This window comes from Nigerium massiliense (genome assembly GCF_000826085.1).
Lineage (GTDB): Bacteria > Actinomycetota > Actinomycetes > Propionibacteriales > Propionibacteriaceae > Propioniciclava > Propioniciclava massiliense.
This window is the reverse complement of sequence record NZ_CCYM01000003.1, coordinates 482,146-497,575: the sequence shown is the minus strand read 5'-3', so window position 1 is coordinate 497,575 and position 15,430 is coordinate 482,146. Positions and strand designations below refer to the sequence as shown.

18 protein-coding genes are annotated in these 15,430 nt (G+C 70.9%); 12 read left to right on the top strand and 6 right to left on the bottom strand.

Features of this window, described 5'->3' with window-relative positions:
- Nucleotides 1–31: 31 nt before the first annotated feature.
- The 4 genes from BN1187_RS08730 (at nucleotide 32) to BN1187_RS14645 (ending at nucleotide 3,032) form a co-directional block, all read left to right on the top strand.
- Nucleotides 32–730 carry a helix-turn-helix transcriptional regulator gene (locus tag BN1187_RS08730; RefSeq protein WP_147675102.1) on the top strand — a complete coding sequence of 233 codons (699 nt, stop codon included), beginning with the start codon at nucleotides 32–34 and terminating at the stop codon, nucleotides 728–730.
- A gap of 185 nt (nucleotides 731–915) precedes the next feature.
- Entirely contained in the window at nucleotides 916–1,353 is a 438-nt protein-coding gene (locus tag BN1187_RS14650) for a hypothetical protein (protein ID WP_218184625.1), read from the top strand.
- The gene (locus BN1187_RS08725) at nucleotides 1,284–2,846 is read left to right on the top strand and encodes a glycoside hydrolase family 3 protein (RefSeq protein ID WP_235750643.1); all 1,563 of its coding nucleotides are present in this window, start codon (nucleotides 1,284–1,286) and stop codon (nucleotides 2,844–2,846) included. Before BN1187_RS14650 ends, BN1187_RS08725 begins: the two co-directional genes overlap by 70 nt.
- Before the next feature lie 3 nt (nucleotides 2,847–2,849).
- On the top strand, nucleotides 2,850–3,032 hold the full coding sequence (locus BN1187_RS14645; protein ID WP_218184681.1) for a fibronectin type III-like domain-contianing protein: 183 nt from the start codon (nucleotides 2,850–2,852) through the stop codon (nucleotides 3,030–3,032).
- Between the two features lie 76 nt (nucleotides 3,033–3,108).
- On the opposite strand, the gene BN1187_RS08720 is transcribed toward BN1187_RS14645, so the two are convergent.
- Complete coding sequence (locus BN1187_RS08720; protein ID WP_040160904.1) at nucleotides 3,109–5,541, bottom strand: DNA gyrase/topoisomerase IV subunit A; 2,433 nt, start codon at nucleotides 5,539–5,541, stop codon at nucleotides 3,109–3,111.
- 124 nt (nucleotides 5,542–5,665) lie between these two features.
- Complete coding sequence (locus tag BN1187_RS08715; RefSeq protein ID WP_040160902.1) at nucleotides 5,666–6,709, bottom strand: App1 family protein; 1,044 nt, start codon at nucleotides 6,707–6,709, stop codon at nucleotides 5,666–5,668.
- A 93-nt stretch (nucleotides 6,710–6,802) separates the two neighbouring features.
- On the opposite strand from BN1187_RS08715, the gene BN1187_RS08710 reads away from it, so the two are divergent.
- From BN1187_RS08710 to BN1187_RS08700, 3 genes are read left to right on the top strand one after another with little or no spacing between them, the layout of a single operon-like run.
- The gene (locus tag BN1187_RS08710; protein ID WP_040160900.1) at nucleotides 6,803–7,381 is read left to right on the top strand and encodes a DUF5998 family protein; all 579 of its coding nucleotides are present in this window, start codon (nucleotides 6,803–6,805) and stop codon (nucleotides 7,379–7,381) included.
- A complete protein-coding gene (locus BN1187_RS08705) occupies nucleotides 7,378–8,490 on the top strand; it encodes an alkaline phosphatase family protein (RefSeq protein ID WP_052462536.1) in 1,113 nt (370 codons plus the stop codon). The genes BN1187_RS08710 and BN1187_RS08705 overlap by 4 nt, the downstream gene beginning before the upstream one ends.
- Complete coding sequence (locus tag BN1187_RS08700) at nucleotides 8,490–9,155, top strand: thymidine kinase (RefSeq protein ID WP_040160898.1); 666 nt, start codon at nucleotides 8,490–8,492, stop codon at nucleotides 9,153–9,155. The genes BN1187_RS08705 and BN1187_RS08700 overlap by 1 nt, the downstream gene beginning before the upstream one ends.
- Before the next feature lie 106 nt (nucleotides 9,156–9,261).
- On the opposite strand, the gene sepH is transcribed toward BN1187_RS08700, so the two are convergent.
- Nucleotides 9,262–10,992 (bottom strand): septation protein SepH, encoded by a 1,731-nt coding sequence (gene sepH / locus BN1187_RS08695; RefSeq protein ID WP_147675101.1) that lies wholly within the window; start codon nucleotides 10,990–10,992, stop codon nucleotides 9,262–9,264.
- Between the two features lie 196 nt (nucleotides 10,993–11,188).
- On the opposite strand from sepH, the gene BN1187_RS08690 reads away from it, so the two are divergent.
- Nucleotides 11,189–11,485: a DUF4193 domain-containing protein gene (locus BN1187_RS08690; protein WP_040160896.1), complete on the top strand. Its 297-nt coding sequence runs from the start codon at nucleotides 11,189–11,191 to the stop codon at nucleotides 11,483–11,485.
- A gap of 85 nt (nucleotides 11,486–11,570) precedes the next feature.
- Here BN1187_RS08690 and BN1187_RS08685 read toward each other — a convergent pair whose 3' ends face one another.
- Nucleotides 11,571–11,861 carry a DUF4235 domain-containing protein gene (locus BN1187_RS08685; RefSeq protein WP_040160894.1) on the bottom strand — a complete coding sequence of 97 codons (291 nt, stop codon included), beginning with the start codon at nucleotides 11,859–11,861 and terminating at the stop codon, nucleotides 11,571–11,573.
- 87 nt (nucleotides 11,862–11,948) lie between these two features.
- Here BN1187_RS08685 and BN1187_RS08680 point away from each other — a divergent pair, with 87 nt between their 5' ends.
- Genes BN1187_RS08680 through BN1187_RS08665 form a run of 4 tightly spaced genes read left to right on the top strand, consistent with a single transcriptional unit; the run spans nucleotide 11,949 to nucleotide 13,981 of the window.
- On the top strand, nucleotides 11,949–12,419 hold the full coding sequence (locus tag BN1187_RS08680; RefSeq protein WP_072042026.1) for a DUF3093 domain-containing protein: 471 nt from the start codon (nucleotides 11,949–11,951) through the stop codon (nucleotides 12,417–12,419).
- Nucleotides 12,416–12,901 carry a dUTP diphosphatase gene (gene dut / locus BN1187_RS08675; protein WP_040160891.1) on the top strand — a complete coding sequence of 162 codons (486 nt, stop codon included), beginning with the start codon at nucleotides 12,416–12,418 and terminating at the stop codon, nucleotides 12,899–12,901. Before BN1187_RS08680 ends, dut begins: the two co-directional genes overlap by 4 nt.
- An 11-nt stretch (nucleotides 12,902–12,912) precedes the next feature.
- Nucleotides 12,913–13,608: a DUF3710 domain-containing protein gene (locus BN1187_RS08670; RefSeq protein WP_052462533.1), complete on the top strand. Its 696-nt coding sequence runs from the start codon at nucleotides 12,913–12,915 to the stop codon at nucleotides 13,606–13,608.
- 19 nt (nucleotides 13,609–13,627) lie between these two features.
- Nucleotides 13,628–13,981, top strand: a complete 354-nt coding sequence (locus tag BN1187_RS08665) for a single stranded DNA-binding domain-containing protein (RefSeq protein ID WP_040160890.1) — start codon at nucleotides 13,628–13,630, stop codon at nucleotides 13,979–13,981.
- Nucleotides 13,982–13,993: 12 nt separating this feature from the next.
- On the opposite strand, the gene BN1187_RS08660 is transcribed toward BN1187_RS08665, so the two are convergent.
- Together BN1187_RS08660 and BN1187_RS08655 are read right to left on the bottom strand one after the other, a co-directional pair.
- Nucleotides 13,994–14,701 carry a potassium channel family protein gene (locus BN1187_RS08660; RefSeq protein ID WP_052462532.1) on the bottom strand — a complete coding sequence of 236 codons (708 nt, stop codon included), beginning with the start codon at nucleotides 14,699–14,701 and terminating at the stop codon, nucleotides 13,994–13,996.
- A gap of 25 nt (nucleotides 14,702–14,726) precedes the next feature.
- Entirely contained in the window at nucleotides 14,727–15,374 is a 648-nt protein-coding gene (locus tag BN1187_RS08655) for a potassium channel family protein (protein ID WP_082034728.1), read from the bottom strand.
- Between the last annotated feature and the right edge of the window lie 56 nt (nucleotides 15,375–15,430).

The following is a 15,430-nucleotide window of genomic DNA, read 5'->3' as shown; positions in this document are numbered from 1 at the left end:
ATCTCGGTCAACAGACGGGGTCAATGATTCGTTGAAGGACGCATCTGTCGAGGGGGTGGCGCACATGGCCGACGACGGGGAGCGACGGGCCACGCTGGACGCCTTGGCCCAACTGCTGGAGCCGCTCAACCGGACGCTGACCGACCCGTCCGAGATCGTGCTGCACGACCTGCGTCTGCTCCCGGACTCCATCGTGGCGATCGCCGGCTCGCTGACGGGACGGCAGGTCGGCGGCCGCGCCCCGGAGTTCTTGCTGGAGCAGGTGCGCGCCGGCCGCTTCGAGCCTCGCGTCGGGTACTGGACCACCGTCGGCGACGTCGAGGTGCGTTCGACCCTCGTGTTCGTGCGGGACGCCTCGGGTGAGCCGTTCGCCGCTGTCAGCATCGACTACGACGTCTCGCTGTGGCTGTCGGTTCGGGCGATCGCCGAGGCCATGATCGCCGCCCGTGACGGGCGTTTCGACGGCGGCGCGGACCCGCGTGGCGACGACATCCCGGGCATCGGCGAACTGGCCGCCCGGCTGATCGAGCAGGCGATCGGGGCGGCGGGCGTCCCCGTCGACCTCATGCAGAAGCGCCACAAGCTGGCCGTTGTCCGCGAGTTGCGCACCCGCAGCTTCTTCACCCTGCGCGACGGTATCGAGACCGCGGCGGAGGCGCTGGGCGTCACGCGGTTCACGATCTACAACTACCTCAACGAGCTCGACGGGGCCCCAGACCGCGACCGCTGATTTCAACACCGTGTTGCAAGACGGCTGCGCGGGGCAGCCGTGGGAACCTCAGCGGCGTCTTCCGGGTCGCCGGACGAATGCTGTCGTCCCCCTGTCGTCCGACGGCTGTCTCATTAGACTCGACACACTTTCCGCCACACGAGTGGAGTTCCTCGATGACCCAGGTATCCGAGTCTCGACCCTGGATGGACGCGACGCTGAGCCCTCGCGAGCGTGCCGAGAAGCTCGTCGAGGCCATGACGCTGGAGCAGAAGATCGCCCAGCTGCACGGCGCGATGGAGACGATCGACATCTACGGCGCCGCGTCCACAGCGTCGACGGCGGAAGAGATGGAGCAACTGGCCGCGCAGATCCGCGTGGAGCGGCACGTCGCCGCGATCGACGAGCTCGGCATCCCTCGGTTCCGCATCACGAACGGCCCCGTCGGCGTGGGCATGGGCGACGGCACCCCCCAGCCCGCCCGCCACCAGCCTGCCCATGACGATCGTGCTCGCCACCGGTTTCGACCCGCAGCTGGCGAGCGAGTACGGCGACATCATCGGCGACGAGACCGATGCCCTGGGCCAGCACGTGCTCGAGGGTCCGGGCGTCTGCCTGCACCGCACCGAGATCGCCGGCCGTAACTTCGAGTTACTTCTCGGAAGACCCCTACCTGTCGGGCGTCATGGGCGTCGAGGTGACCAAGTCGATCCAGGCCCACAACATCATCGCGATGGCGAAGCACTACGTCGTGAACGACCAGGAATACGAGCGGTTCCGCACCTCGGTCGTCGTCGACGAGGACGTCCTGCGCGAGCTCTACCTGCTGCCGTTCGAGATGCTCGTCAAGGACGCCGACATCGCCGCCGTGATGAGCGCCTACAACCGCGTCGACGGTGTCTACGCGACCGAGAACCACGACACGCTGACCAAGGTGCTCCGCGAGGACTGGGGCTTCGACGGCTACGTGCAGTCGGACTTCTGGTCGTGTCGCTCCGCGGCGGCTTCGCTCAACGCCGGCATGGACCACGAGATGCCGGACGCCAAGTGGCTGAACGAGGAGAACGTCAAGAACGCCCTCAACGACACCAGCCTCGAGATCCAGACCGTCGATCGCGCGCTGGTGCGCCGCTTCACGCAGATGTTCCGCTTCGGCCACTTCGAGCGCCCCTACGCCCCGCGGGAGATCGACGCCAAGGGCAACGGCGCCAGGTCCCGCACGATCGGTGAGCAGATCGCGGTCCTGCTGAAGAACGACGGCGGACGCCTCCCGCTCGACCCGGCCACGGCCGGCTCGGTGCTCATCGTCGGGCAGGCCGAGTTCGTCGACGACGCCTGTCAGGGCGGCGGCGGTTCGTCCAAGGTCGACCCGCTCTACACCGTCTCGCCGGTCGAGGGTACCCAGGACGTCCTGCGCGACCTCGGCTCGGACGCCACGGTCTCGAAGGTCACCGTCGCGCACGACCTGGCCAACCTGGACGAGGCCGTCTCCGCGGCCAAGGAGGCCGACACCGTCATCATCATGGCGGGCGTGGTCGCGACCGAGGGCGCCGACCGTCCCAGCGCCAACATGGACAACGACCAGAACAAGCTCGTCGAGGCGATCCTGGACGCCGCGCCGGACGCGGTGGTCGTCCTGAAGGACAGCTCGCCGATCCTGATGCCCTGGCTCGACAAGGCCTCGGCGGTGCTGGAGGCGTGGAACCAGGGCGCCGAGGACGGTCACGTCGTCGCCGACCTGGTGTTCGGCGTCGTCAACCCGTCCGGCAAGATGCCCACCACCTACCCGCGCCGGGCCGAGGACACGCTGTACGCCGGCGATCCGACCCGCTACCCGGGCACGGACGAGGGGGCCGGCTACCCGGTGATCCGGTACAGCGAGGGACGCCGCGTCGGCTACCGCTGGTTCCAGTCCGAGGGCATCGAACCGCAGTTCGCGTTCGGGTTCGGGTTGTCGTACACCACGTTCGACATCGCGGACGCGGCCCTGTCGTCCGACCGCAACGACGGGACGCAGCCCTTCGACGTGACGGCGACGGTGACGAACACCGGCGACCGGGCCGGCGCGGAGGTCGTCCAGGTCTACCTGGGCGTGCCGACCGAGGGCCAGCCACCGAAGCGGCTGGTCGGCTTCTAGAAGATCACGCTCGAGCCGGGCGAGTCGAAGAAGGTCACGATCACGGTCGACCCCAACGCGACGAACCATCCGCTGTCGGCGTGGTCGTACGCCGAGCGCGGCTTCGCCGTGCCGACGGGCGAATTCGCGGTCTTCGCGGGCAACTCCAGCGACGCTCCGCAGATCGGGACGCTCACCGTGCGGTGAGATCCTCGGGGGACCTCCGGGCCCGCGTCGCGTCGGCGGCGCGGGCCCTGTCGCGTCCGGGGACGCCAGGGTCCGGTCAGTGCCGGCGAGTGCCCACCGCGGCGATCGGCATGGGCGGCGCGACCCCGGAGCCGTCGCGCCGGTCGGAGGCCGCCGGCAGCTCGACGGGCGCGCCGCTCTCGGCGGCGGCCACCGCGGGGACGGGACCGGCCCACGCGTTGATGAGGGCGTCCTCGCCCCGCAGGAACCGGTGGCACCGGACGCCGCCGGTGCCGCGTCCCTTGCCGGGATATTCGGCGAACGGCGTCACCTTGACCGACCCTGCCTGCGTGCCCGGCAGCGCGGACGACGACCCGGAGACCGTCGCGACGACGGCGTCCGGGTCGTCGACGACGCCGAACCAGAGCGCGTGGGCGCCCTCGGCCAGCCGGATGCCGGCGACGCCGCCACCCGAGCGGCCCTGTGGGCGCACGGAGGAGACCGGGAAATGCAGCAGTTGGGCGTCGGTGGTGATGAACGTGAGCTCGCCCTCGTCGCCGGCCAGTTCGAGCGCGCCGACGACCTCGTCGCCGGCGTCGAGCCGGATGACCTCCCAGGCGTCCCGGTTGAGCAGTTCGGGGTTGACCCGCTTGACGACGCCGTTCCGGGTGCCCAGCGCCCAGCCGAAGGTGCTGTCGGCGAGCGTGGTGAGGGCGAGGACACGCTCGTCCTTGTCGAGGGCGACGAGCTCGGCGATGGGGGAGCCGCCCTGGAGCGTGGGCGCGTCCGCGGTGAGCGCGATGCTCGGCAGTTCGATCGCCTGGGCGCGCACCACGCGCCCCGCCGACGTCAGGACGCCGTACTCGCCGCGCGCGGTCGTGCGGATCGCGGAACTGATGAGGTCGTGCTGGGCCCGGCGCCCGGAGGCCGGCATCGCCTCGTCGGTGTCGGCGCGGGCCACCAGCCCCGTCGAACTCAGCATCACCCAGCACGGGTCGTCGGCGATCTCCAGCGGGGCGGTGGACGCGCTCACCGAGGCGCCCGAACCGGCCAGCAGGATGGTGCGCCGCGGCGTCCCGTGCTCGCGGGCCACCTCGTCGAGCTCGCGCGCGACCAGGGTGCGCAGCTCGGCGTCGTTCTCGATGATGTTGGCCAGTTCGGCCATGGTGCGCTCGAGCTCCTCGCGCCGCTTCTCCAGCTCGATCTGGCTGAATTTGGTGAGACGGCGCAGCTGCAGGTCGAGGATGTAGTTGGCCTGCGTCTCGGACAGGTCGAAGACCTCGATGAGCTTGGCCCGGGCGGACGCCACGTCGTCCGAACCGCGGATGATCGCGATGACGTCGTCGATGTCGGCGATCGCGATGAGCAGTCCCTGGACGAGGTGCAGGTCGGCGGACGCCTTCTCGTAGCGAAAGCGTGTGCGTCGCAGGGTCACGTCGAGGCGGTGGTCGGTGTAGACGCGCAGCGCGTCCAGCAGGGACAGCGTCTGCGGCTGGCCGTCGACCAGCGCCACCATGTTGATGCCGAAGTTGTCCTCGAGTTTCGTGTGCTTGTAGAGCTGCTCGAGCAGCGCGTCCGGGTTGATGCCGTTCTTGACCTCGATGACGAGCCGTAGCCCCTTGGTCAGGTCGGTGAGGTCCTTGACGTCGGCGATGCCGGAGATCTTCTTCGACTGCACGAGCGTCTTGATCTGCTCGATGATGCGCTCGGGACCGACCATGTAGGGCAGCTCGGTGACGACGATGCCCTTGCGGCGCGGGCTGACCTGCTCGACGCGGGCCGTCGCGCGGATCTTGAAGCTGCCGCGGCCGTGGTGGTAGCCGTCGCGGACGCCGTCCAGCCCGATGATCTTGCCCCCGCTGGGGAGGTCGGGTCCGGGGAGGAACCGCATGAGGTCGTCGACCGAGGCGTCCGGGTGCTTGAGGAGGTGCTTGATCGCCTGCACGCACTCCACCAGATTGTGCGGCGGGATGTTGGTGGCCATGCCGACCGCGATGCCGGTCGAGCCGTTGACCAGGAGGTTCGGGAAGGCGGCGGGCAGCACGACCGGCTCGTCGAGCTTGCCGTCGTAGTTGGGCCGGAAGTCGACGGTGTCCTCGTCCAGCCCGCGGGTCATCGCGAGCGCGGCGGGCGCCATGCGGCACTCGGTGTAGCGCATGGCGGCGGGGCCGGCGTCCAGGGAGCCGAAGTTGCCGTGCCCGTCGATCACCGGCAGCCGGACCGCCCACGGCTGTCCCATGCGGACCAACGCGTCGTAGATGGCGGTGTCGCCGTGGGGGTGCAGCTTGCCCATCACGTCGCCGACGACGCGGGCGCACTTCACGTGGGGGCGGTCGGGGCGCAGGCCCATGTCGTCCATCGAGTACAGGATGCGCCGCTGCACGGGCTTGAGGCCGTCGCGGGCGTCGGGGAGCGCGCGGGAGTAGATGACGGAGTACGCGTACTCGAGGAAGCTTGTCTCCATCTCCTCCGAGACGTCGATGTTGACGATGTTCTCGACGGGCTCGTCGTCGACGGGCGTCTTGGCCATGGCCGTTGCTCACTCCTCACTGGTCACACGCTGGGAAACCCCCGACATTGTTCCCTGTCAGCGGCGCTTGGGCCCGCATTTGGGCGCCGGGTTTCGCCGGACGCGGACACCGCCGCGCCCGGATTCAGCGGGTCAGCAGGCCGCGCTGGCGCAGCTGCGCGAGCAGCCCGCGGCCGTCGGGGGCGCTGATGGTCTCGACGTCGGCGCGCTCGTGGGGATCGTCCGGAGCGATGGGTTCGGTGGTGCCGTGGGCGAGGAACTGCTCGGTCGGGTTGAGTTGGCGGATGGCGATGAGCCGCGCGCGCGGGGCGTCGTTGCGGGCGAAGTCGCCGTAGATCTCCGGATCGTGCTGGCCGTCGTCGCCGACCAGCAGCCACGTGATGTTGGGCAGGTCGAGGCACAGCTGCAGCAGCGACTCGCGCTTGTGGGCTTGGCCCGAGCGGAACCAGCCGGTGTTCGTCGGGCCCCAGTCGGTCAGCAGCATCGGGCCGTCGGGGAAGTTGTGCCGCTTGAGGAAGCGGCGCAGGAACGGCTGGGTGTTCCACGCGCCGGTGGACAGGAAGATGATCGGCGCGTCCGGGTGGGCCGCGAGCAGCTCGCGGTACAGCGCCGCCATGCCCGGCACGGCCTGGCGCGCGGACTCGGTGACGATGAAGGAGTTCCACGCGGCCACCATCGGGCGCGGAAGCAGCGTCGTGAGCACCGTGTCGTCGATGTCGCTGATGATGCCGAACGTCTCGTCGTTCTTGACGACCAGCACGTCCGCCTGTTCCCCCTCGTCCACGCCCTCGGGCAGGATCGTCGCCTGCTGCCAGCCGGGGGACTGGCCGTGGCCGCGCAGCCGGTGGTCGACGTAGCCGCCCCGGTCGGTGGTGCCCTCGACGACGGCGTCGCCGAACCGGATCGAGTAGCGCTGGTGCACGCAGGCGGCCGTCAGGAAGTTGCGCCAGCCGCGGCGGTGCAGGAACTGCTCGGCCGCCTTGCCGATCTGGGAGTCTCGGAACTGCGGCGCCAGCACGATGCGGGCCAGGACGCGGGCGCCGTCCTCGCTGCCGTAGCCGGAGTACGTGATGACGCGCTCGCGCCAGCCCCTGCCGCGGAAGAACTTCTCGAGGCGTCGGTCGAGCCACAGCTCGATGCGGGCGGCGACGAAGGGCCGGTTACTCATGCGCCCGAACTTAGCGGTTCGGCGCTCAACCGCGCGAACGCCGTGGACCCCGGCTGCTTTTGCCGTGCCCGGCAGAAGTGGGAGGATGGCCCAATGACAACAGGCGGGCTGACCCGGGATCTCCACGACGCGATCGTCGCGTCCGGCTACTTCCCCCAGTTCATCGAGGCCACGCTCGCCCAGGCCATCGGGGACGAGCGCGTCGTGAACTCCGTCGTCCATCACGAGGCCACGTTCAACCACGACGCGATCCACCGCCACGTGACCGTGCTGGTGCTCACGCCGACGCGTTTCCTGGTCAGCCACACCGACGACGGGGATCAGCCCGGGCCCACCCAGGCGCTGTCCACGATCGAGTCCGTCGCCCTGTCCCAGATCCGCTCGGTGTCGCTGACCCATGTCGTCACGAACCCCGAGCGGTACGGCACGGGCGGCATGCAGCCCACCGAGGTGTGGCTGTCCATCGGCTGGGGGGTGATGCGTCGGCTCGAGATCGAGCCCGCCACCTGTGGTGACCCGGACTGCGACGCCGACCACGGGTACACCGCATCGGACGCGTCCGACGACCTCACCGTCCGCGTCAGCTCCGCCGCGGACGGCACCGGGCCGCTGCACCGCCTCATCGACTTCGGCACGGCGTTGCAGCGGGCCACGGGCACGGGAGCGGCGTGAGCGAACCGCTGCTTCCGCGCTACGGGAGCTCCACACTGGCCGAGCTCGTCCCGAGTATCGCGTCGGGCTGGGGGCTCGGCTGGGAGGACACGTTGGGCCTCCCGGCGTCCGACCGTTGGGTCGTCATGATGGTGGACGGCCTCGGCGAGAGCCTCCTCGCCGAGCGCGCCGAACACGCGCCCTACCTGGCGTCGCTGCTGTCCCGGCGAAAGCTGACCTGCGGCGTCCCCAGCACCACGGCGACGAGCCTCACCAGCCTCGGGTCGGCGCTGACCCCGGGCCAGCACGGCATCGCCGGCTACACGTTCCGCCACCCGTTCGCGCCGGAGAGGCTCCTCAACGCCCTGGCCTGGGAGAGCGGGTTGTCCGGGCTCGACGTCCAGCCGCGGCTCACCGCCTTAGAGCGCCTGGCCAAGACCGGCGTCGCGGTCTCGATGGTCGCGCCCGCGCGGTTCGCAGGCACCGGCCTGACCGACGCCAGCATGCGTGGCGCGCGGTTCGCCCCCGTGCCCGACGAGAGGGACGAGGACCAGCGCGTCCGCAGCGGGGTGGCAGCCGCGACGGAGGGGGAGCGCGCCCTCGTCTATTTCTACGAGCGCGAGCTCGATCACGTCGGCCACGGGCGGGGCTGGCGGTCGGACGCCTGGACGGACACGCTCGCCCGGGTGGACGCCCTCGCCGCCCGCCTGCGCGCGGAGTTGCCCGGCGACGTCCGGCTGGTGGTGACCGGAGATCACGGCATGGTCGACGTCGCTCCCGCCGACCAGGTGCTCGTCGATGACGAGCCCGAGCTGCTGGCCGGCGTCGACCTGCTGGGCGGCGAGGGCCGGCTGCGTCAGCTCTACACGCGGGAGCCCGGGGCGGTCGCGCGGCGCTGGGCGGACCGGTTCGGCGAGGACGCGTGGGTGCGCACCCGCGACGAGGCGATCGCCGAGGGCTGGTTCGGCGAGGTGGCGGCCCGGCTGGCCCCCCGGTTCGGCGACGTCCTGGTGGCGATGGCCGGCGGCGGCGCGGTGATGACGCGGCAACAGCCCCAGGAGTTCAGCCTGATCGGCATGCACGGCTCCCTGACCCCCGCCGAGGTGCGGGTCGCGCTCCTGGTGGATTGATGGCGTCGCTTCGCTACTTCACGGGGCCGATGAACTGCGGCAAGTCGACGCTGGCCCTGCAGATCGACTTCACCGAGACCAGCGCCGGGCGTCGCGGCCACCGGTTCACGCGTCAGGACCGCTCGGGGGAGGCGCGCATCTCGTCGCGGCTGGGGATGGTCGAGCCCGCGGTCGAGGTGGACGACGCGTTCGACTTCTTCGCCTTCGTCACCCAGGACATCATGGCCGGCCGCCGCGTGGACTTCCTCGTGTGCGACGAGGCGCAGTTCTACACGCCCGCCCAGGTCGACCTGCTCGCCCGCGTCGTGGACGACCTCGAGGTGGACGTCTACTGCTTCGGCATCCTCACCGATTTTCGCACCGAGCTCTTCCCGGGCTCGCGCCGGCTCATGGAGCTGAGCGACACGATCGAGCTGCTGCAGGCGCGCCCGCGGTGCTGGTGCGGGCGCGTCGCCACGCACAACGCGCGGGTGGTGAACGGCGTGATGGTCACCGAGGGCGACCAGGTGGCTGTGGGGGACATCGACGGCGAGCGCCCCGCGGAGGTGCGCTACGAGGTGCTGTGCCGCCAGCACCACCGCCGCAGGCAGACCGCGAACGTGAGCGGCGTCGCGCTACCCGGCGACCCGCTGCCGTTCGGGGACGCCGGGGACGGCCCCCGCTAGGGGTGATCCCGTCGGGGCCGGTGCCAGGCGCCTCGGCGCGACGGCGGCGTCCTCCATGTCGCCGCCGAGCGCGAGGGCCCGCGATCGGTCCCGAGGGGGCTGGGGCTCAATCCTGCTTGCGGGGCGAGCCGAACATGATCTCGTCCCAGCTGGGCACCGAGGCCCGCTTGCCCTTGCGCGGACGCGACGAGGGAACCGGCCCCGTCTCATCATCGACCAGCGACGGCTGGGTGGCCCGGCGGCGACGTGGCCGCACGGTCACCGTCTTCTCCGCGTCGGGGTCGTCCTGGTCCTCGGACGTGGGGTCGACGTGGTCATCGGACGCCGCCGGCTCCGGCGACGCGTGGTCGTCGCCCGCGAGTGGCGCGCCCTCCAGGTCGTCGGGCTGGGACTCATCCGGGGCGTCGGACGCCGGGCCGAACAGGTGGTCGTCCGCCTCGACGGGGTCGGCGTCCTCGGGTGCCGGCTCCGCGACGACGGGCTCGGCGGGCGCCGCCTCCGGATCGGACTCCGCGGCAGCCTCGGCGGCCGGGTGCTCGATCGGGAGGGTCTCCACGTCCTCGTCCGCGCGCACATGCGCGGCGGCGGGCTCCGGATCCGCCGGGTCCGGCGCGGTGGGCTCGGCGAGCGCCGCTTCCTCGCCCCCGGTGATCTCGGCGTCCGGTCGCCGGTCGGCCGGCAGCGTCACCACCTCCGGGGTTGGGGCGGACTCGGGCGTGTGCGAGTGGTCGACCTCGGCCTCATCCTCGGCCGTCTCGACCCGGTGCGGCACGCCTGGGGCCGGCGGGACCGGGAGGCCCTCGTCGCGCGCGGGCCGTCCGGTGTCCTGGGGGAAGTCCAGGGTCTCGGCGTCCGTCTCGTGGTGGGACGAGCCGTCGGCTCGGTCGTCCGACCCGCCGGCTCGCCCGTCGCGCGCGTCCTGGACCCCGGCCTCGTCGAGGCGCGGCAGCACGACGGTGGGGTCCTCGTTCGGGTCGGCGTCGAGCACGGGCCCGTCCTCGCCACGCGAGTGCACCAGCCCGGAGTAGATGCGCACCGAGTCTTCGTCGAAGCTGGACAGCATGTCGTAGAGCACGTCGAGGTCGGCCCGGCTGCTGGGCACGATGTCGTAGACGCCGTCCACCTCGGCGAGCTCGCCCTCGGCGAAGGCGTCGTCGATGTCGGTGCCGCTCGCCGCGTAGGGCGGCGCCGGGCGCGGGGACTCGATCTCGTCCTCCTCGGCCCGGTCGTCGACGCTGGGGACGGACTGGATGGCCCGGACGATCGCCAGGTCGTCGTCCCCGGCGGGCGGGTCGGCGGCGATGATGCTCGGCGGCTCGTCGCCCATCATCCAGCGGCCGTCCTCGTTCGCCGCGACGGAGAAGCGCCCGTTGAGGTCGTAGACGAACAGCGCGGTGCGTTCGGTGGAGCCGGTGGCCAGCAGGCCGCGGACCTGCCAACGGCGTCCCTCGATCTTCCAGGCGTCCCAGGCGACGTCATCGTCGTCGATGCCGCGGGCGGTCAGGGTCTCGTGCACGGCCTGGCGCAGGGCGCGGTTGGACGTCGTCTCGCCCCGCCGCCGCACCGGGTGCGACAGCGCGAGGCCGGCGATGTGCTCGCGCTCGGCGATCACCGGGGCGGCGAAGGCGTCGATGTTCTGGGCGGGAACGCCGGCCGCGCGCGCCACATCGTCGACCGATTCCCCGGCCCTGATACGGGCCTGGATGTCGCGTGGTCGCAGTGCACTGTCCATGTGATTCTCCAGTTGTCCCTTCGGCGAGCCCGCACGACCATGGCAGGGGAGGGGAATACCCGCTCGCTCCTGGGCGTTGCCGCGGGTGGACGCCGATTCGAGCATCACCAGCGGCGAAGAGCGGGGCGGGCCCCGGCCGTTTCAGCGGACTTGTGTCGCTGTCGAAAGTAACCTACCGCGTCACGGCTGGAATCCCGGTTGCCAAGCCCTGGAGCCGGAAGGATCTCGGGGGCTGTCCCCTGCTTCGCGCGTGTGGTATTCATGGCGCGGGTTTGAGCACGTGAACATGACGAAAGGAACCATGGCCACCGACTACGACGCCCCTCGCAAGACCGACGAGGAGAGCGAAGACAGCATTGAGGAACTGAAGAACCGTCGTAACGACAAGAATTCAGGCAAGGTCGACGAAGACGAGGTGGAGGCCGCCGAGGCCTTCGAGCTGCCCGGCGCGGATCTCTCGCACGAGGAACTGACCGTGCGTGTCCTGCCGCGGCAGCAGAATGAGTTCACCTGCGCGTCCTGCTTCCTCGTGAAGCACCGCAGCCAGATCGCCAAGGAGAAGAACGGCCAGTTCTACTGCGTCGATTGCGCCGGGTGACTCAGCCCGAGGAACGCGACAGCGCCGCCGCCCACAGCCGGGCGGCGGCGCCGCTGCTTAAGTCAGTGTGCGGAGAGCTCGGGACTCACATCGTGACGTTGACGCGGCGCGGGGACGGCGTCTCGCCGGTGAACTTCTCCCACCGACGGGCGGCGAACCGGTTCACAAGGAGCTGGGAGACCCCGATGCCCAAACCGCTCGCGATCGCCCACAGCACGGCGTCGCGGGCCGGGGTGGCGGGGTCGTTCGGATCGGGCGCCTCGTCGCCGGTGACGGTCTGCCACGTCGTGTCGAGCACCTTGTGGGCCACGAACATGGTCGCGGCGGTGAGCAGCCCGGAGTAGGCGTTCCACATGAGGTTGCGGGTCAGGGACATGCACGTGCTCCTTCGATGGTGAGGGCGGACGCTCCGGCCCCGGGGCCACATTGTAGTCAGGCCTGTTCGCCGCGCTACCGTAGCCGCGTGCTGTATCGCGAGAGGCTGTCCGTCCCGGTGTCGTACTGGTTCATCGCGGCGGCCTTCGGCCTGACGACGGTGTCGGCCGTCGGCTTCTACCTCGGCCCCGAGGTTGCGGTCGCCGCCACGCTGCTGTGCGCCGCGCTGATCGCGGCGGCGCTGCTGCTGATCGGACGGGATCTCGTCATCGTCGACGAGCGAGGGCTGACGGTGGGCCGCTCGCTGCTGGAGTGGGAGTACCTCGGCGAACCGCAGGCGCTCGATCGCCTCGCGTCGCAGGACCGGCAGGGGCCCCTCGCGGACGCCCGGGCGTTCGTGGTGGCGCGGCCCTACATTCCGGAGGCGGTGGAGGTACCGGTGAGGGACGCCGCCGACCCGCACCCCTACTGGCTCGTCTCGACGCGGCGCCCGCAGCAGCTGCTGGCCGCGCTGACCCGCGGACGCGCCCGCCACGGCGCCGGGAGCGACCTGCGATGAGCATCGAGGAGCCCCGCGTCCTGCTGCGCCGACTCGACCCCGACCTGCCTGCCCCGCGCTACGCGCGCGACGGGGACGCGGGCGCCGACCTGGCCACGACCGCCGACGTGACGATCGATCCGGGCGAGCGCGTGCTCGTGGGCACCGGCATCGCCATCGCGCTCCCCGAGGGGTGGGCGGCTTTCGTCCATCCGCGGTCGGGGCTCGCCGCGCGGTCGGGCATCACGATCGTGAATGCCCCGGGCACCGTCGACGCGGGCTACCGCGGCGAGATCAAGGTCTGTCTGCTCAACACCGACCGCCACGCGCCGGTGATACTCCGCCGGGGCGACCTCGTGGCCCAGCTAGTCTTCCAACGCGTAGGACGCGCCCGGTTCGACGAGGTGACGGAACTACCCTCGAGCCAGCGCGGTGAGGGCGGACACGGTTCCACCGGGGGAGTCAGCGGCTGGTCGCACGAGGCGTCCGCGCCGACGAAGTGAAGGGATGAGCAGTGATCTTTGGGCGTAAGAACCGCAAGAAGGACGAGAACCCGACGGTGGTCGACCCCGATGAGAACGACGAGACCTTCCAGGACGCCGACGACGACCTCGAAGGCGGGGACGACGCCGAGGAGATCGACCACCGCGCCGACGGTCCCTTCGACTACACCGAGGTCGACCTCGAAGCGGACGAGGTGGAGCGCATCCCCTTCGGTCCGCTCATCGTGACGCCCTTTCCCGGCATGAACCTCCAGCTGCACGGCGACGAGGAGTCCCAGTCGATCTACGCGGCGCTGGCGTTGTACGAGAACTCTGGGCTGGAGCTGGCTCTGTTCGCCGCGCCGCGCACGGGCGGCCTCGCCGACGAATTGCGCGAGGACACCGTCGAAGAGTCAGAGCAGGCGGGCGGTTCCGCCGAGGTGGCCGACGGGCCGTTCGGCCCCGAGGTGCGCCGTGTCCTGCCGATGGAGGGCCCCGAGGGCGAGCAGATGTTCCACGTCTCCCGCATCTGGATGGTCGAAGGTCCCCGCTGGCTGCTGCGCGGTACGCTCATGGGGCAGGCCGGCATGACGGAGGGCGAGGAAGCCCCCGCCGACACGTTCGTCGAGTTCTTCCGCAACATCATCGTCCGTCGCGACGACGCGCCGCGGGTCCCGGGCGAGCTGATCACGCTGGCGCTGCCGGAATCGGCCGGCGAGGGCTCCTGACCCGGGGAAAGGACGAGGCGTGGCGACGATCAAGGACTGGTTCAGCAGGCTGGGACGCTCCACCGACGAATTGGCCTCCGACGAGCGCCGCCGTGAGGCCGAATTTGTGGGCGCCAACACGGTCGCCCAGTGCAGCGACCGCGAGAAGGTGCGGCTGCGCGGCACGATCCAGGTGCTCACCGTGCACCCGATCCACGCCACGCCGTGGTTGGAGGCGGAGATGTCCGACGGGACGGGCACCGTCTCGCTGATCTTCATGGGACGCCGGGAGATTCCCGGCATCGACGCCGGCCGCGACCTCGTGGTGGAGGGCCGCATCTCCGACGACGAGGGTCAGCGCCGCATCTACAACCCCTGGTACCAGCTGCTCTGAGGCGCTGCCGTCTTAGGCGGTGTCGAGGGTCTCGTCGTGGTCGCCGACGGGCGAGCGCTGCTCGCTCGGCGCGAGGAACTGCGCCAGCTCCATCTCGTGCTCGGGGTTGCCGATGAACAGCAGTTCGTCGCCGCCCTCCAGCGCGCCGTCGCGCTCGGGGGCGCGGGCCTCCGCGTCCCGGATGACCGCCACGAGGACGAAGTCGCCGGGCAGGTTCAGGTCGCCGATGCGGCGTCCGACGCACGGGCTGTCGAACGGGAGCGTCATCTCCACCAGGTTCGTCATGCCGCCGCGGAAGCTGAACAGCCGCACGAGGTCGCCCACCGTGACGGCCTCCTCGACGAGGGCGCACATCAGGCGCGGCGTCGAGACGGCGACGTCGACGCCCCACACCTCGTCGAACATCCACTCGTTGCTGGGGTGGTTGACGCGGGCGACGGTTCGGGGCACCGCGAACTCGGTCTTGGCGACGAGGGAGTGGACGAGGTTCGCCTTGTCGTCGCCCGTGGCGGCGATGGCGACGTCCACCTTGTCGAGCTGCGCCTCCTCCAGGGAGGCGAGCTCGCAGGCGTCCGCGAGCAGCCACTCGGCGCCCGGGACCGACTCGGTCTTGATGGCGGCGGGATCCCGGTCGATCAGGAGGATCCGGTGGCCGTTGGCCAGCAGCTCGCGGGCGATGGACCGCCCGACGTTACCCGCTCCGGCGATGGCGACGCGCATGTGGTGCCTTTCAGTGACGGTGAGCTCAGTGCTGGACGGGCGGCGCGCCCAGGATGGATTCCACGGTCGAGACGTCGTCGTTGGCGCAGGCCACGTAGACGAGGTCGCCGTCCTGGAACAGCGTCGAGTCCTGCGGGATCATGCCTTGGCCGAACCGGGTCAGGAACGGGATGGGGGCGCGCGCAGCCCGCGACATGGCGCCGATCGAACTGCCGACCCAGGCGCTGTGCGCGAACACCTGGATGAGGCGGACGCTGCCCGACGGGTCGCGCCACTGCGGCTCGGAACCCTCCGGCAACAGTCGGCGCAGCACCTGATCGGCCGCCCAGCGCACCGTCGCGACCGACGGGATGCCCAGCCGCTCGTACACCTCGGCGCGGCCCTGATCGTAGATGCGTGCCACGACGTTGTGGACGCCGTACGTCTCGCGGACGACCCGCGCCGCGAGGATGTTGGAGTTGTCGCCGCTGGAGACCGCGGCGAAGCCGTCCGCCTCCTTGATGCCGGCCGTGACCAGCACCTTGCGGTCGAACCCCACGCCCTTGACGGTCTTGCCGCGGAAGGTCGGGCCGAGCCGGCGGAAGGAGTCGCCGTTCATGTCGATGACGGCGACGCTGTGGCCGCGGCGCTCGAGGGCGCGGGCCAGGGACGACCCGACGCGGCCACAACCCATGATGACGATGTGCAACCCACTGCCCTTCTCGCAGATGATCGACGCCGAAGCACGGC